The organism is Vibrio alginolyticus NBRC 15630 = ATCC 17749, from assembly GCF_000354175.2.
In the GTDB taxonomy this organism is placed as follows: Bacteria; Pseudomonadota; Gammaproteobacteria; order Enterobacterales; family Vibrionaceae; genus Vibrio; species Vibrio alginolyticus.
Genome location: NC_022359.1, coordinates 891,204 through 908,632 on the forward strand (window position 1 = coordinate 891,204; position 17,429 = coordinate 908,632).

13 protein-coding genes are annotated in these 17,429 nt (G+C 44.9%); 8 read left to right on the plus strand and 5 right to left on the minus strand.

Features of this window, described 5'->3' with window-relative positions:
* Window positions 1–57: 57 nt before the first annotated feature.
* Window positions 58–1,287: a peptidase T gene (gene pepT / locus N646_RS19410; RefSeq protein WP_017819893.1), complete on the plus strand. Its 1,230-nt coding sequence runs from the start codon at window positions 58–60 to the stop codon at window positions 1,285–1,287.
* Window positions 1,288–1,369: 82 nt separating this feature from the next.
* Here the strand turns inward: pepT and N646_RS19415 are convergent, their stop codons facing one another.
* The gene (locus N646_RS19415; protein ID WP_005373515.1) at window positions 1,370–1,834 is read right to left on the minus strand and encodes a dCMP deaminase family protein; all 465 of its coding nucleotides are present in this window, start codon (window positions 1,832–1,834) and stop codon (window positions 1,370–1,372) included.
* Window positions 1,835–2,253: 419 nt separating this feature from the next.
* Here N646_RS19415 and vmeY point away from each other — a divergent pair, with 419 nt between their 5' ends.
* Both vmeY and vmeZ read left to right on the plus strand, forming a co-directional pair.
* Complete coding sequence (gene vmeY / locus N646_RS19420; RefSeq protein WP_017635193.1) at window positions 2,254–3,381, plus strand: multidrug efflux RND transporter periplasmic adaptor subunit VmeY; 1,128 nt, start codon at window positions 2,254–2,256, stop codon at window positions 3,379–3,381.
* A gap of 8 nt (window positions 3,382–3,389) precedes the next feature.
* A complete protein-coding gene (gene vmeZ / locus N646_RS19425) occupies window positions 3,390–6,542 on the plus strand; it encodes a multidrug efflux RND transporter permease subunit VmeZ (RefSeq protein ID WP_017819894.1) in 3,153 nt (1,050 codons plus the stop codon).
* 89 nt (window positions 6,543–6,631) lie between these two features.
* Here vmeZ and N646_RS19430 read toward each other — a convergent pair whose 3' ends face one another.
* Window positions 6,632–8,401, minus strand: coding sequence for a methyl-accepting chemotaxis protein (locus N646_RS19430; RefSeq protein ID WP_017819895.1), 1,770 nt, complete (start codon window positions 8,399–8,401; stop codon window positions 6,632–6,634).
* A 100-nt stretch (window positions 8,402–8,501) separates the two neighbouring features.
* Window positions 8,502–8,915 carry an alternative ribosome rescue aminoacyl-tRNA hydrolase ArfB gene (gene arfB, locus N646_RS19435; RefSeq protein ID WP_005389036.1) on the minus strand — a complete coding sequence of 138 codons (414 nt, stop codon included), beginning with the start codon at window positions 8,913–8,915 and terminating at the stop codon, window positions 8,502–8,504.
* Window positions 8,916–8,991: 76 nt separating this feature from the next.
* Between arfB and N646_RS19440 the strand changes: the two genes are divergently transcribed.
* The gene (locus N646_RS19440; RefSeq protein WP_017819896.1) at window positions 8,992–9,594 is read left to right on the plus strand and encodes a beta-phosphoglucomutase family hydrolase; all 603 of its coding nucleotides are present in this window, start codon (window positions 8,992–8,994) and stop codon (window positions 9,592–9,594) included.
* 88 nt (window positions 9,595–9,682) lie between these two features.
* Here the strand turns inward: N646_RS19440 and N646_RS19445 are convergent, their stop codons facing one another.
* Window positions 9,683–10,675 (minus strand): OmpA family protein, encoded by a 993-nt coding sequence (locus N646_RS19445; RefSeq protein WP_017819897.1) that lies wholly within the window; start codon window positions 10,673–10,675, stop codon window positions 9,683–9,685.
* A 202-nt stretch (window positions 10,676–10,877) separates the two neighbouring features.
* Between N646_RS19445 and N646_RS19450 the strand changes: the two genes are divergently transcribed.
* The 4 genes from N646_RS19450 (at window position 10,878) to N646_RS19465 (ending at window position 15,291) form a co-directional block, all read left to right on the plus strand.
* Window positions 10,878–11,129, plus strand: a complete 252-nt coding sequence (locus N646_RS19450; protein ID WP_017819898.1) for a hypothetical protein — start codon at window positions 10,878–10,880, stop codon at window positions 11,127–11,129.
* Window positions 11,130–11,134: 5 nt separating this feature from the next.
* Window positions 11,135–12,187 carry a 3-deoxy-7-phosphoheptulonate synthase AroG gene (aroG, locus tag N646_RS19455; RefSeq protein ID WP_005389030.1) on the plus strand — a complete coding sequence of 351 codons (1,053 nt, stop codon included), beginning with the start codon at window positions 11,135–11,137 and terminating at the stop codon, window positions 12,185–12,187.
* Between the two features lie 159 nt (window positions 12,188–12,346).
* Window positions 12,347–13,519, plus strand: a complete 1,173-nt coding sequence (locus N646_RS19460) for an MFS transporter (protein WP_021035943.1) — start codon at window positions 12,347–12,349, stop codon at window positions 13,517–13,519.
* Between the two features lie 209 nt (window positions 13,520–13,728).
* Window positions 13,729–15,291, plus strand: coding sequence for a methyl-accepting chemotaxis protein (locus tag N646_RS19465; protein ID WP_017819900.1), 1,563 nt, complete (start codon window positions 13,729–13,731; stop codon window positions 15,289–15,291).
* A 141-nt stretch (window positions 15,292–15,432) separates the two neighbouring features.
* Here N646_RS19465 and tkt read toward each other — a convergent pair whose 3' ends face one another.
* Entirely contained in the window at window positions 15,433–17,424 is a 1,992-nt protein-coding gene (gene tkt, locus N646_RS19470; protein WP_017819901.1) for a transketolase, read from the minus strand.
* Window positions 17,425–17,429: the final 5 nt, after the last annotated feature.

Sequence of the window (17,429 nt, forward strand, 5' to 3'; positions counted from 1 at the left end):
AACGTCAGATTATCAATGCGTGATAAGGCCTCATCGTACAAAACAATGAGAATAAATATGAAACATTTAGTTGAAAGATTTCTTCGATACGTCACGTTTGATACCCAATCCAATCCACATGTGACGCTTTGCCCAAGTTCACCTGGCCAGCTTGTGTTTGCTGAGTTACTTAAAAAAGAGATGCTCGAACTTGGCTTAAGTGACGTGACTTTGGATAAAAATGGCTACTTGATGGCTAAACTGCCAGCCAATGTTGATTATGCGGTTCCTCCTATCGGCTTCATTGCCCATATGGATACCGCGCCGGATGCATCTGGCAAAAACGTAAAGCCGCAATTCATCGAAGATTACCAGGGTGGCGATATTGCATTAGGGTTGGGGGATGAAGTGTTATCTCCCGTGCAATACCCAGATTTACATCACCTACATGGCCACAATCTTATTACTACCGATGGCACTACATTACTTGGCGCGGATAACAAAGCCGGTATCGCAGAGATTCTTTCCGCGGTAGCTCTGCTACTGGAAAACCCAGACATTCCACACGGCGACATTTGTATCGGCTTTACTCCGGATGAAGAAATCGGTCGTGGTGCAGATTTGTTTGATGTTAAAAAATTTGGCGCGAAATGGGCATACACTATAGATGGTGGCCCGCAAGGTGAATTGGAATACGAAAACTTTAATGCAGCAAACGCTGATGTAATTTTTCATGGTGTTAGCGTTCATCCAGGTACTGCAAAAGGCAAAATGGTCAATGCGATGAACTTGGCTGCGAAATTTCAAGTTCAAATGCCCCAAGATCAAACTCCGGAAACAACCGAAGGTTACGAAGGGTTCTTCCATCTAAAATCGGCAGAAATGGGCGTTGCACGAAGCGAGCTAGGTTACATTATTAGAGACTTTGACCGTCAAAGACTTGAGGATCGAAAAGCCTTTATGCAGAAACTCGTCGATGAAATGAACACGGGTTTACGCCATGGTTCTGTAGAGCTAAAAATAAAAGACAGCTATTACAATATGAGAGAAATGGTTGAGCCTTACCCTCATATCATTGAGCTGGCAAAGCAAGCGATGGAAGCGTGTGATGTGGAACCGATTATAAAACCTATTCGTGGTGGTACAGATGGTGCTCGTTTATCTTTTATGGGTTTGCCGTGCCCGAATATCTTCACCGGTGGTTTTAACTTCCACGGAATTCATGAGTTTATTTCTGTTGAAATGATGGAAAAATCAGTACTCGTTATTGTCAAAATTGCTGAGCTCACAGCGAAAAAACACAGTTAAAAGACTACGTCGAGACCTCTTGCAGATTTAATAACAAAATAGCCCAGATCTTCCTGGGCTATTTAAATATTAAGATGGAATACTAGCGCACGTCTTTGTCTTCAATTTCAATGTCTTCTAGTGGTAACCAGTCGACTTTCACACCCGCTTGATCGAACATATCTTGACTGACTTGGATTTTATCTCCCCAGCGAGATAAAAAGTCTTCAGACTGCTCAGGGCAGTGTACGTGTGAGATCCCTGTTTGAATGATCTTTGCCGCGCAGTTAGGGCAAGGAAAATGCGTTACCCAAATATCACATCCGTCTAAGTCACGTTTTGAGAACAAAATTGCGTTCTCTTCCGCGTGCAGTGTTTTAAGGTATTTCAACTCGCGCTCATCGGTGTCGACACTGTCAGAAACACCATGCGGATAGCCATTAAATCCAACAGATACAATGCGATTCTGTTTAGTAATAACGGCACCGACTTGTGTTGATGGGTCCTTACTCCAAGACGCCACTAGTTCTGCCATCTGGTAAAAGCGTTTCGCCCATTTAGAAATCATAGTCATCCTCTCTGTCGAAGGCGTTGAATTAATTGAATGATAACCCATTTATATTAAAAAAATAGTCAAAATCGGGGTCTTGAGTATGAAGGCGTCACTTTTTACCTTTTTAGCCACAAAACGTTCTTATCTTGAGCACTGAATCTCACTTTACGCCCGAATACAATACTCCCGTTAGTGTTTCCAAGCACACGCTAAAATTCGCGATCTCCTAAGGCGTATATTAAATAGTTATGATTGAGTTGTATGTATATTGCTCATTGAATACCACTGTTAACTAAATTACTTTATTTTCCTTTTGTTTCTCATGTTTACATTTAGAAACACCTTGGGCGCTTTTCAGTGAAGTTTTCAGTGGCAGCAAGGAGTAAGGTTGATAGGAATTCAACAATATCCTGTTCTATAAAGACGGTAAATACATGCAAAAGAAACCACTTGTCGCACTAATGGCGGCTACAGCAATCCTCGCTGGATGCGGGGAAGCTAATAATGCCCAAACGAAAGGTCAAGCGCCTCTCGTAGTGACTCAGGATGTCACGGTTATCGACTATCAACCGAGCAAGTCTTATATCGGTCGCATTGAAGCAGTAGAAGATACCAATATTACCGCGCAGATTTCTGGCTACTTAAAAGCTCGTCACTTTGAAGAGGGGCAAATGGTAGAAAAAGGGCAGCTCCTTTACTCTATCGAGCCATCTTCTTTTGAAGCCCAAGTCGCGAGTGCTAAAGCCGCACTTGCACAAGCTAAAGCGGCGCTAAAAAAAGCCGAATTAGATCATACTCGAGGTAAAAACTTGTTGCCTCGCGGTAGTATCTCTCAATCTGAGTTTGATGCTTTAACTGCGGCACTTCTTGGTGCGAGAGCAGAGCTAGAAGCGGCAAATGCTCAACTTAAACTTGCTGAAGTTAACCTTTCCTATACTCAAATCCGAGCACCTTTTAGCGGACGTATTAGTGATACCAAAGTGAGTACGGGTGATCTGGTTTCTCCGTCATCTGGCGTGCTGACAACTCTGGTGAGTTTAGATCCAGTTCATACCTCATTTAGTGTGAGTGAGCGTGAGCGTTTAGCTATGGGTATGGATCAAGTAAAAGGTGATGGCTCGGCTGAATCAAACCGCGTTGAAGTTCAGCTTGAACTGGAAAATGGACAGTTTTTTGAGCATCTTGGTAAGCTTGATTTCTTAGGTAATCGTATTGACACCAAAACGGGTACGATTGCTATGCGCGCGCTAGTGCCAAACCCAGAGCAGAAGTTACTTCCGGGTCAACACATCAAAGTGAACTTGAGAGATAAGAACACGAAAGACGTTATTGTTATCCCACGACGTGCCGTACAGACTGACTTAGAAGGTGACTTTGTGATGGTGATGGCTGAGGGAAGTGTGGCAGAGCGTCGTAACGTCGAGCTTGGCCCTCAGGTTGAACAAGGCATTATCATTCGAGAAGGGCTCGATCAGGAAGATACGGTTATTACACAAGGCCTACAACGTGTGCGTAATGGTGTAGAAGTGCGCCTTCAAGCACCTGCTGAAGATAAGCAGTAGGGGGCACTATGTTAAGTCGTTTCTTTATTCAGAGACCTAAATTCGCGCTGGTTATTTCGATCATATTAACGCTAGCCGGCGCGATCTCACTGGCGATTTTGCCAGTGGCTGAGTATCCACAGATAAGCCCGCCATCAGTAAGCGTTTCGGCTTACTACACTGGCGCGAGTGCGGAAGTTGTCGAGCAGGCCATTGCGGACCCCATAGAGACCTCAGTCAACGGCGTTGAGGATATGATATACATGTCTTCAAAGAGCGCGAACGATGGCTCTTACAGCCTAAACGTCACGTTCGATGTTGGCACCGATCCAGATATGGCGCAAGTTAACGTGCAAAACCGCGTGTCACAGATTGAGTCAAAACTGCCTCAAGAAGTTCGCATGGTTGGTGTGACGGTGAAAAAGCGTTCACCTGACTTGCTGATGGTACTTAACTTCTATTCACCTGATGGCAAATACGATGATCAGTTCTTGATTAACTACATTAACTTGAATGTAAAAGATCAGTTGGCTCGTGCGAAAGGTATCAGTGAAGTTAACGTGATTGGTGGTGGCGAATACGCAATGCGTGTTTGGTTAGATCCTGAAAAAATGGCCAACCTTAAGCTAACCACGTCAGACGTATACGCCGCTTTGGCTGAACAGAACGTTCAAGTTGCGGCAGGGCGTGTAGGTGCAGCACCATACAACAATCCGCAAGAAGTTCAGTTTAACCTTGTGACCAAAGGTCGCTTGGAAAGCGTGAGTGAGTTTGAGAACGTAGTCCTTCGAGCTAATCCCAATGGCTCTACGGTTTATCTGAAAGATGTTGCTCGCGTTGAACTAGGCAAAAAGTTCTACGATGGTAACGGTAAGTTCCGTGGCCAGGACGCGTCAATCGTTGCGTTGTCTCTTCAATCGGATGCGAATGCGTTAGAAAGTGGTCAGGCCGTCATGGAGCTCCTTGAAGGCTTGAGCAAAAACTTCCCAGAGGGAATGGAATACGAGACCAGCTACGATACAACCGTGTTCGTATCTGAATCGATCAAAGGGGTAGTAAAAACACTGATTGAAGCGATTCTATTGGTGATTGCTGTAACTTACTTGTTCTTAGGTAGTGCGCGTGCAACGTTGATTCCTGTTGTCGCGATCCCCGTTTCTCTGATTGGTACGTTTGCCATCATGCAGGCAACGGGCTTCACCATTAATACGGTTACTTTGTTTGGCTTGATCCTTGCGATTGGTATCGTGGTGGATGATGCGATTCTGGTTATCGAAAACGTCGATACTACCATGGCGAAAGACCCAACCATCTCACCGCGTAAAGCGACGTTGCTAGCGATGAAAGAAGTAACGGGCCCAATCATCACGTCGACCTTGGTTCTACTTGCGGTATTCATACCCGTAGCCATGCTGCCAGGTATCACCGGTATCATGTATCGCCAGTTCGCTTTGACCATCTGTATTTCGGTTGTTATTTCATCCATCAATGCATTGACGCTGTCTCCAGCACTTTGTTCCCTGGTATTGAAGCAGGGTGGGGGCAATACCGCTAACTGGTTCCAGGCTTTCAACAGAGGCTTAGAGCGCATCACTACGCGTTATGGCCAGATCGCTGGTTTCTTGGTGAAGAAGTCTTTACTGCTCGTGACGTTCTTTATAGTTGCTATCGCAGCGGTCACTTTCTTTGCGAAAACCACCTCTACAGCGTTTGTTCCTCAAGAAGATAAAGGCATTTTGCTGGTTAACGTACAGCTACCAGATTCAGCCTCTTTATCACGTACTGAAGAAGTCACCAATGATTTAATGAAAATGATCGGTGAAGAACCTGGTGTGGATGGTGTGACGGTTGCGAACGGTTACTCGTTTATGACAGGCGCAGCAGCATCAAACGGTGCTTCTGTATTTATCAAATTGCATGACTGGGATACTCGTAACTCGCTGCAAGGAGAGCACTCTGCTAATGCTATCGCGGCACGTATTAACGGTCGAGCGGCGACAGAGCTACCTCAAGCGGTTGTTTTTGCGATGGGACCACCGGCGGTTCCTGGTATGGGCGCTGCGTCTGGTTTTGAGTTTGTGCTTGAAGACACGCTAGGGCGAAGTCGTACCGATTTGTCGATGGTCATGGGAGAAATGATCCAAGCGGCTAACCAAGCGCCTGAAATTGCCTACACGTTTAGCACGTTCCGCGCGAATGTTCCGCACTACTACGTTGATATCGATCGTGAGAAAGCGCAGCAATTAGGTATTTCGCTGTCGTCTATTTTCCAAACCTTGCAAGGCAACTTAGGTTCGCTTTATGTGAATGACTTCACCATGTTTGGTAAGAACTTCCGCGTAACCATGCAAGCTGATAGCCAGCACCGTAGCAGCATGGAAGATCTAGATCGTTTCCATGTTCGTTCTTCGAACGGTGATATGGTTCCGTTAAGTACGCTAGTGAGCTACGAGCAAGTGTTTGAGCCTGATGTGGCGTGGCGTTACAACATGTACCGCAGTGCTATCATTCAAGGCCAACCAGCACCGGGTTACTCTAGTGGTGATGCGATTGCCGCAATGGAACGCGTTGCTGCTGAAGTTCTTCCACAAGGGTATACGTATGAATGGACAGGTATGGCTTATCAGGAAGTGCTTGCGGGCAACCAAGCCATTTATGCGTTTGCGCTGGCTTTGATATTCATTTACTTGTTTATGGTGGCTCAGTATGAGAGTTGGAGTATTCCACTGGCTATTATTTTGGTGGTCCCAGTAGCAACGTTAGGTTCCTTCCTTGCGTTGAATCTAACTGGCACGCCGCTTAACTTGTATGCCCAAATTGGTCTTGTCTTGCTCATAGCCTTGGCGGCGAAAAACGCAATTTTGATTGTGGAGTTCGCCAAGCAAGAGCGAGAAGAAAAAGATGCTGATATCGATAGTGCAGCGGTTAAAGGAGGCACGTTACGTTTCCGCGCTGTGAATATGACATCTTGGTCATTTATTCTGGGTATCTTCCCGCTTATCTTTGCCGCTGGCGCGGGGCACGTGAGTCAAAACTCACTCGGCGTGTCGCTGATTGGTGGTCTATTGTGTGTGCTTCTAGCAGGTACATTCTTGATCCCAGGCTTCTACGCTCTGGTGCAAAGACAGCGTGAGAAAGTTCATGGTGGCAACACCAAGCTGGTTCCTCTTGATGATGAATAATCACATCCGAAGTGCGCAGTAAGCACGAAGTGACAATTGAAAAAAGCCCGAAGCAATGATTGCCTCGGGCTTTCTATTTTGAAAAAGGGTTATTTTAGCGCAGTTTTGAATTGTGCAACGGCTTCATCCATATCATGAGCTTGAGCAGAGACAGAGTTCACTTCATGCAAGCATTCCTGAGCGGATTGCATGTTATTCTCAGATATTGCGTTTAGCTCGGTGATTGAACCGCTAACTTGGTTCATAACGATACCTTGTTCTTCAATTGCTGAAGCTATGCGCTCCGAATTACCTTGAATTGAATGCATGTCAGTGATGATCTGCTGTAGGCTAGAATCCAGTTTTTCAGAAGCATTAAGTGTTTGTTGCCCTTGAGCGTTACATTGATCAATATCAGCAACAACTGTAGACATTTGAGTTTGAATATCTGCAACGACCCGCGTGATTTCCTCAGTGGATTGATGAGTTCGGCTAGCTAGGGCGCGTACTTCATCGGCGACAACTGCAAACCCGCGGCCTTGTTCGCCTGCTCGCGCGGCTTCAATTGCTGCGTTGAGAGCTAGTAGGTTGGTTTGCTCTGCAATTTCTTGGATGATGTTCACGGCACCACCAATTTTATCTACATGCTGATTCAGCGAGCCAATCGACTGCTGGCTGTTTGATAAAATCGTGGTTAGTTGACCGATGTTGGTTACCGTCGCCTCAACAACTCCTCGACCTTGTTCGGCATTATTCGCTGCCTGATGTACGCCTTCTACCGCAACTGATGTGCTTTCAGAGATTTCACCTATTGTGGCAACCATTTGCTGAACTGCCGTCGCCATTGATGCAGTGTGGTCAGTTTGAGTGTGGAATTGCTCCATAACGCCTTCTAACTCACGATGCATATTATCGGTACTTGCAGTGAGTTGCGCCGATTTTTCTTGGGTACTACTAATTAGATGCTCAAGCTTATCCAATAGGTCATTGAGGTGATGACTGATATCAAATAGCTCGTCTTGACCTTTCAAATCAGATCGAAGTCCCATATTGTTCGTTTCGCTGATACTTCGAATGGTGCCAAGTAAGCTATTCACTCGCGTATTGATTGAACGTGAAATTTGCCAAATCAATGCGAAAATAACGACTAAGATCAGAGCTGTAATGACCTGCTTGATGGTCGACATTTGTTCATCACGTTGTGCGGCAGCAGAGCTAAGGGCTGTGGAAAAGGTTTCAAATTGCTCTTCTACGGCATGAGATAATGCGCGAGTTTCACCGAGTAGGCCTTTGTCATAAGCAACCCCAACAACTTGCTTTTGGGCCGCCAATTGCTTACCTGTTTTGATAAGCTCAGGAGCATATTGCCCCTCAAGCAAGTCACTATTGAATAGTCCTGCTTTTACCGCAGAGTCAAAACGGACTAATGCCAATAACTGCTGGTGGTCTGAACGTTGTTTTGCTTCTAATAGTGCTTGTTCGTAACCAGCGAGAAGCCCACTCTTTGAATCAAGCCCGTATCGTTGGTAAGCGCTGACCAGATTCTGAAAGCCCCTTTGGTATGCGAGCAAGTCTTGCTTAAATTGTTGACTGGAAGGTAATTCATTACTCTTGAGTATATTCGCAAGCTCTTTTTCTGTGTCTGTAAACTTGTCAACATTGGCGTCAAACTTATTTAGATATTTGTCATTACTACGTAGTAGGAAATCTTTTTCATTTCTGCGTAAGTTGAGTAAGCGTATTTCTAGATCACCAACGAGTTTGATGGCGTGATTAAGGTCATTGCTCTTATTTTCAAAATGGGATGACGTACCCAAAAGGGCCACGATGCCTAAAATGGCGATAACTCCGAGGAAGTAGAGTTTTTGCCTAATAGTCATATTGTTGTTTCCTGAATAAGTAACTAAAAAGAGAAATCCAATGAGATTTCCAAGGGCTAGCAAACGTTGTTCAACTAACATGTCGAGAAAACGACATGCACTAATACAGCACTTTTTTACGTTGCTGTTTTTTCGCTCCGTGCTTGTTTTTTGTATCAAGTCGTCGGCGTTGAGAAGCGCGGGTTGGTTTCGTTTTAATACGCTTCTTCTCCTGTAAAGCGGCAGCTTTTATCAATGCTTGAAGCCGATTTAGGGCGTCTTCCTTATTTTGTTCTTGTGTCCGAAATTGTTGCGCTTTGATGATGATCACGCCATCTTTACTTATACGACTATCAGAAAGTGCAAGTAATCGCTCTTTGTAAAAGTCAGGTAAGCTGGAATTCCGGATATCAAAGCGCAGGTGTATAGCGGACGCTACCTTGTTAACGTTCTGGCCACCATTTCCTTGAGCTCTAATTGGGGATAATTGAATTTCCCACTCTTGAATTGTGACGGAGTTCGAAATTTTGAGCATGATAAGTAAATGCCGGTAAGGACGATTGAAAGAGCTGATAAATTAACATTACAGATGCACAAATAGAAGAAAAGACATGAGCACGATTGATTTTAGACCCTATGAGGGATTCATATTTGATATGGATGGTACTCTAATCGATACCATGCCAGCCCACTTGGCAGCTTGGCAAGCAACTGCTGAGCGTTTTGATTTTCCGTTTTGCCAGGAATGGTTTCACAGTTTGGGAGGGATGCCGAGCTTTAAAATTGTTGAGGAACTAAATCGTGTGCATGAGCTTTCGTTAGATCCTAAAACTGTCGCGACATTTAAAATGGAAACATTCGCTGCTATGGAGCTTCATGGTGACGTTATTCCTTGCACGAACATCGTGTTAGAGGAATATTTAGGCCATAAGAAAATTGCAGTCGGGACTGGCAGCCAACGAGAAAGTGCCATGCGCTTATTAAGTCATGCAGGTTTATTAGACAAGTTGGATGTTGTAGTAACCGCGAGTGATGTAGAGAACCATAAACCCTTTCCAGATACCTTTTTGGTGGCCGCGGAACAACTCGACTTGGAGGCGTCACAGTGTCTTGTGTTCGAGGATACTGAGTTGGGGAAGCGAGCGGCGCATGCAGCTGGTATGGATTGCGTTATGGTGCAAGATAATGAGTTGATCTTTTTCCCAAAACCATAGTGGCAATATCCCTTAATATGAGATCAAAATGGGGTGCAAATGCACCCCATTAATTTTTACCACATCATCGATCATGAATCATAGATGCTTATTCTGGTTGAACTAGCTCTTGGTATTCAAATGAAGGTACCACAACTTCTACGCGACGGTTTTTCTCACGACCTTCGCGAGTGCTGTTGTCAGCAACTGGGTTTTCTTCACCCATACCTTTAACTGTCAAACGATCTGAACCAATGCCAGCTGCGGTTAGGTAATCAGCAACAGATTGAGCACGACGCTCAGACAGTTTTTGGTTGTATGCCGCAGGGCCTGAGCTATCCGTGTAACCAGTAATCTCTACTTGAGCTTGAGGATATTCGTTCAAGAATGAAACAAAGTTGTCCAGACGTTCAGAAACGGACTCTGTTAACTTAGCACTATCGAATTCAAACGTACCTGTACCGTACTCTTCTTTGTGCACCTTGCTCATCATCACTGGTTCTGGATCTGGCTCGATCACTTCTTCCGTTACAACTGCTGCAACAACTGGAGCTGCTGCAAATTTGTAGTTAACACCGATACCAAAGAAGTTAGCATCCATGTCGTCCCACACGTCGTCAGACATGTCTTGGTAGCGTTGGTATTCAGCGCGAACACTCCAGTTTCTATCGATCGAGTATTCAGCCCCCAAAGAACCTGTTGGGACAAAGTCTGTTTCGTCATCAGACATCATGTAAGCACCACCGATCTTAGCAAACAGATTCCAAGAGTCGTTTAAGTGCCAGTTGAATTTAGGTGCAAGTGTTAAAGCCGTTAGATTGCCGTCAATCGTATTAACCGTGTTAGCCCCTGACATCGAGTTAGCTTTGTAGTCGCCTAAGAAGTCTACGCCGTACTCTAGCCCAATGATATCGGTAAAGTCATAACCGATATGTAGTCCTGCACCGAACGCTTCATCATCACAAGGGCTATTTAGATAGCAAGCGTCGTCAAGTGTAGTCATGCCCACTTTGCCCCCGATGTACATTTCAGCTTGAGCAGAGTTTAAAAGCGCGCTACTACCAGCTACCACTGCTGCTACTGCAATTGCTACTTTGTTCATAATGTTTCCTTGTATTGATTGCATATTAACTTCTACTTCGTTTTATCAAAAAATTAGAAAAAACCAGCGTTTATAAGAAATTAGTTTAATATTCTAATCATTTCATATCAAGCAACAATATATTTGAACTTGATCAACATTTACTACCCAAAAATACCTCACAAACTTCTGATATTTCTTACATTGTAGTAAAGATTTTTTGGTGCATAAGAAAATTGATGATTATTTTGAACTTTTTTTCGTAAACTTTACTTTACATTGTGCGTGGTGGTTAACAGGTGGTTTTTATTTGCATTTATTTGCAAAAACTGATTGCAAGTCTACGCCTAAGCCGATAAGTTACTTAAACGCTAGACAGAAAATGACCACAGCCCTTGATGCTGCTCGCTTTGTGAACAATGTTGCAATGAGTTCAGTTGGTAAAAATGGGGTCGGAAATAAAACCAGGAAGTAGAAGTAATGTTTCAAACTGATGATGTAAGAATAAATAGAGTAAAAGAGTTATTGCCACCTGTTGCAGTATTAGAGAAGTTCCCAGCGACTGAAACCGCTTCTTCGACCACTTTTGATTGCCGTAACGCCATTCACAATATTCTTGAAGGAAAAGACGATCGATTACTCGTGATCGTTGGCCCGTGTTCTATTCACGATCCGGCTGCCGCGGTTGAGTACGGTAAAAAGCTAAAAGTACTACGTGATGAACTGGGCGAGCAGCTTGAGGTTGTTATGCGAGTTTATTTTGAAAAGCCGCGTACAACCGTTGGTTGGAAAGGCCTTATCAATGACCCTTACTTAAATGACACCTATAAGCTAAATGATGGTCTACGTATCGGACGTAAACTTCTTCTTGATCTAACCGATATGGGCTTGCCAACGGCAAGTGAATTCTTAGATATGATCACACCTCAGTACGTGGCGGATTTGATCAGTTGGGGCGCTATCGGTGCTCGTACGACAGAATCTCAGGTTCACCGCGAGCTAGCTTCTGGTCTTTCTTGTCCTGTAGGTTTCAAAAACGGTACTGACGGGAATATTAAAATAGCGAGCGACGCGATTCGTTCTGCAAGCGCTTCCCATCACTTCCTTTCAGTAACAAAATACGGTCATTCCGCGATCGTAGAAACCGCTGGTAATCCAGACTGCCATATTATTCTACGTGGCGGTAAAGAACCAAACTACAGTGCAGCACATGTAGCTCAAATTAAAGATGAGCTGGACACTGCAGGTCTGCCGAAAAAAGTGATGATTGATTTTAGCCATGCTAACAGCTCGAAGCAGTTCAAGCGTCAAATGCTGGTGTCTGATGATGTATCCGAGCAAATCTCTGGTGGCGAAGAAGCCATTTTTGGAGTGATGATCGAGTCTCATTTAGTTGAAGGTCGCCAAGACTTAGTGGATGGTAAAGCAGCCACTTATGGTCAGTCGATCACTGATGCATGTATTGGCTGGGAAGACACGGAAACGGTACTTCGTCAGCTTTCTGATGCAGTAAAAGCGCGCCGCAACAAGTAAGCTCAACAGAAAAACTTTATAAAAGCGAAAAGTGAATAGTGAAGAGCCAGAGGTACTATGCCTCTGGCTCTTTTTGTTGAGAATTACTCTCATATCTTTCTATTGTTTCTGCTTTCCTATATGTTATCTGTATACGTTGTAACCAAAAGGAATTTGGAATTGAATCGTAATGTATGGCTTCTATCCCTCTGCCAAGCCTTATTAATGACAGGGAATATTTTACTCATATCTGTTATTGCCCTTATTGGCAAAACACTTGCGCCGTCATCAAGTTTTATCACATTACCAGTTGCACTGCAGTTTTTGGGACTGATGGCCGCGACAATTCCTGCGTCGCTAATTATGGGCAAGTTAGGGCGTCGCCTTGGTTTTAGCCTTGGTAATGTCATTGGCATTTTGGGTGCTAGTCTAGCGACGTATGCATTAAGTCAACAAAACTTCTATCTGTTCTGCATGTCTACGTTTTTGCTTGGTGTTGGTATAGGTTTCGGTACTCTATACAGGTTTGCTGCCATTGAAGTGTGTGAAGAGTCGGCAAGGCATAGGGCGATTTCGATATCTATGGCGGGTGGGGTGTTAGCGGCGATCCTTGGGCCTAATCTGGCCGTGTACTCGCAGCAGTGGTCAGATGATGGCTTATACATTAGTGCATTTGCTGTGCTTGTCGTGCTTTATATAACCGCGTTGGTTGTGCTACAAACCATTCGTTTTCCACCTGCACACACGCAGGCGCTACACGCTAAGGCGGATAAGCTGAGACTGATTATTCGTCGACCTAATTTCATGCTGGCAGTTATCGCGGCAATGGTTGCGTACGCGGTGATGAACATTTTAATGACAGCAACTCCTTTAGCGATGATTGGTTGTGGCTTTGATTTTGATAAAGCGGCGGGAGTGATCGAATGGCACGTGTTGGGTATGTTTGCACCTGCGTTTGTCACGGGCCGTCTGATAGAGCGGTTTGGCGCTAAGAATATGATTTTAGCGGGTGGATTGCTATTTGTTGCTTGTATTGGAATTAACATACATGGAGTGTCTATCTGGCATTTTAGCCTTGCTTTAATCCTGTTAGGAATAGGGTGGAACTTTATGTTTATCGCAGCAACCGGGCTGTTTAGTCAAAGCTATGAAGCGAAAAACAGAAGCAAGGCTCAAGCGTTTAATGAATTCTTCGTGTTCAGTTGTGTCACCATCACCGCATTACTATCTGGTTGGCTTGAGTCTACCGTAGGTTGGCAGAATCTTAATTTGTATGTTCTTCCATTTGTGTTACTCGTTATCGCGATGTTTGCGTTAAAAACGAATAAAAAGCCAGAATCACAAACCGCTTAATTAAGGCTTAATATATAACCCGGCCGATCGTGTCGGGTTTGTTTATTAGCTCAAATCAACAATCTCTTCTTTATCTTTTTATCGATAATGTGAATTCCCACAATAAAAATGTCGATTTGATAAGACTTTTTATCTAACTTTTTGTAATAAAAATAAAAATCCTGTATATATCTTGCCGAAAATCAATAAAAACTAAAGAAGTTTCGTCTATGTCAGCCAATATTTCTCATAAAGCTCAAGAAACTCTCGTGAGGGAGTCTGAGGAACTCGTCTCAACAACGAACTTACAAGGTGTTATTACATATTGTAATGAAGCCTTTTGCCGCGTTGCTGAATACACTCACGAAGAACTTGTCGGTCAGAACCACAATATAGTTCGTCATAATGATATGCCTAAAGCCGCTTTCGGTGACATGTGGGCACGCCTTAAACAAGGTAAAGCCTGGCGTGGAATGGTTAAGAATGCCACTAAGTCTGGCGGTTACTATTGGGTTGATGCTTATGTCACCCCTATCTACGAAGACAACCATGTTGTTGGGTATCAATCAGTGCGCGTGAAACCAAAGCGAGAGTGGGTTGATATTGCGACAAAAGCCTACAAAAGTATGCGTGCTGCAGAGAAGTCTGGCCGAACTTGGTCGTTGAAAATCAATGAAACCATTCGCTATGCGATTCTACTTGGTGCACTAACCGCACCTGCAACCGCATATGCGTTGTCTGTTGAAGGGCCGTTGGCTTGGCTTGCAAGTGCGTTACCTGCAAGTGTTCTAGCTCTGTTATTCCGCCAAGAGTTAATTGATACACCTCAGCAACTTAAAAAGTTACAAAAGCAATATGACAGCGTAAGTCGCTTGATCTATTCCGGTAACACGGCATTTTCGATTGCCGATTTCCATATCAAAATGCTATCCGCAAGAATTCGAACCGTGTTAGGAAGAATGACTGACTCCGCATTGCCTTTGCAGCATTGCGCCGAAGAGCTCAGTCAAACAACGGCAGAAGTCTCGGCTGCATTAAATCAGCAAAATACCGATATTCATCGTGTGCGAGATGCTACCCAAGAGGTGGAGTCGTCGGCAAATTCGGTTTCTTCGAGTACCAATGATGCCCATATGTTGATTGATGATACATTGAAGTCATGCTTGATGGCGAAGGAGACCATTGATCAAACGCACACCAATCTAGCGAAGTTAAGCCTTCAAGCTGAAAAAGCGACGGAAACGACGTATCAACTGAGTGATCAGGCGCAGAAGGTGAACCATTTGATGGAAGAGATTGGTGGGATCGCAGAGCAAACCAATTTACTGGCACTCAACGCGGCGATTGAAGCGGCAAGAGCAGGGGAGCAAGGTCGTGGTTTTGCTGTTGTAGCTGATGAGGTCCGCGCGCTTTCTGGGCGAACATCCAATGCAACTGAACAAATCCAAGCCTCTATCTCCACTATGTTGGCAACGATTCAAAGTTGGCAGAAAGATATTCTGGCAAACAAAGAGCAAACCGATGCCTGTTCTCAAGTAGCAGAACAAAGCGCGTTGCGTTTGTCTGAAGTTGAACAGATGATGCAAACCATGAGTGGGCTGATGGTTGATGTAGCAGAAGCGGCGAATAACCAGTTAAAGCTATCTAGTGATGTAAACCAGCACATTCATTCTATTGCTTCGACCGCAGAACAAAACTTGGCAGCAACACATTCAGTTGAGCAAAATAGCCGACAGTTGAAAGACCAAGTACAAGATTTCTATCAGCTCGCACTTCGATTTGAAGACAAATAGTCGTAACGAAAGTTGTGATGTTTATGTCCTGGCTGCGTTTATGCGAATAGGAGCCAGATAAAAGAAAGCCCCGCCATTGCTGGTGGGGCTTTTCAGTTTTCACATTCGCAATAGAGAAAACTGACTATCTTTTTACTGCAATTACGCGAGTAGCTCTTTTGCTGTGTTCACTACGTTTTCAGTCGTGAAACCAAACATTTTGAATAGTTCGCCAGCTGGTGCAGATTCACCGAATGAAGTCATACCGATGATGCGACCGTCGAAGCCTACGTACTTGTACCAGAAGTCAGCAATACCTGCTTCAATTGCGATACGTGCTGTTACGTCTGATGGCAGTACAGCTTCACGGTAAGCGGCGTCTTGTTTGTCGAATGCGTCTGTTGATGGCATTGAAACAACGCGTACTTTCTTACCTTCAGCAGTTAGCTGTGCTGCTGCTTCTACTGCTAGTTCAACTTCAGAACCTGTTGCGATAAGGATTAGCTCTGGCTTGCCTTCGCAATCTTTCAGAATGTAAGCACCTTTCGCGATGTCTGCTACTTGTTCTGCTGTGCGCGCTTGTTGCGCAAGGTTTTGACGAGAGAAGATAAGTGCTGTCGGTGCATCTTTACGTTCAATCGCTAGTTTCCAAGCTACAGCGGACTCAACTTGGTCACATGGACGCCATGTGCTCATGTTTGGTGTTAGGCGTAGCGATGCCATTTGCTCAACTGGTTGGTGAGTTGGACCATCTTCGCCAAGACCGATAGAGTCATGCGTGTACACTTGGATGTTCTGAATTTTCATCAGAGCAGCCATACGCATTGCGTTACGTGCGTACTCCATGAACATTAGGAATGTTGCGCCGTAAGGAACGAAACCACCGTGTAGCGCGATACCGTTCATGATCGCTGTCATACCGAATTCACGTACGCCGTAGTGGATGTAGTTACCAGAGAAGTCGCTTGCTTCTAGAGACTTAGAACCAGACCACATTGTTAGGTTAGAAGGTGCTAGGTCAGCAGAGCCACCCATGAACTCTGGTAGTAGAGCACCAAATGCTTCTAGAGCATTTTGAGACGCTTTACGTGATGCAATGTTTGCTGGGTTAGCTTGAAGATCAGCAATGATTTGGCTTGCTTTCTCTTCCCACTGTGCAGGAAGCTCACCGTTTACGCGGCGTTTAAATTCAGCTGCCAGCTCAGGGTACGCTGCTTCATAAGCTGCAAATTTCTCGTTCCACGCTGCTTCCTTAGCTGCGCCTGTTTCTTTCGCTGACCATTCTGCGTAGACTTCTTGCGGAATTTCAAAAGGACCGTGCTCCCAACCTAGTTCTTTGCGTGTTGCTGCAATTTCTTCAGCGCCTAGTGGCGCACCGTGACAATCGTGTGAACCAGATTTGTTTGGTGAACCAAAACCGATGATAGTCTTAGTACAGATAAGTGTAGGACGTGGATCCGCTTTCGCCGCTTCAATTGCTGCGTTGATTGCGTCAGCATCGTGACCGTCTACTGCTGGAATTACGTGCCAGCCGTAAGCTTCGAAACGTTTAGGTGTATCGTCAGAGAACCAACCTTCAACGTGACCGTCGATAGAGATGCCGTTGTCATCCCAGAATGCGATCAGCTTGCCTAGACCAAGAGTACCTGCAAGAGAACATGCCTCGTGCGAAATACCTTCCATCAGACAGCCGTCGCCCATGAACACGTAAGTGAAGTGGTCAACGATGTCGTGGCCTTCTTTGTTGAATTGCGCTGCTAGCGCTTTTTCAGCTAGAGCCATACCAACCGCGTTAGTGATGCCTTGACCTAGCGGACCCGTTGTGGTCTCGATACCTGGCGCGTAACCATACTCTGGGTGACCAGGAGTTTTAGAGTGAAGCTGACGGAAGTTTTTCAGATCGTCGATAGACAACTCGTAACCTGCAAGGTGCAGTAGAGAGTAAATCAGCATTGAGCCGTGGCCGTTAGACAGTACGAAACGGTCGCGGTCTGCCCACTCAGGGTTTGATGGGTTGTGGTTTAGATGAGAGCGCCAAAGAACTTCAGCGATGTCAGCCATACCCATAGGTGCACCTGGGTGACCAGAGTTAGCTTGTTGAACACCATCCATGCTTAGCGCACGGATTGCATTTGCTAGATGTTTACGATCCATAGTGA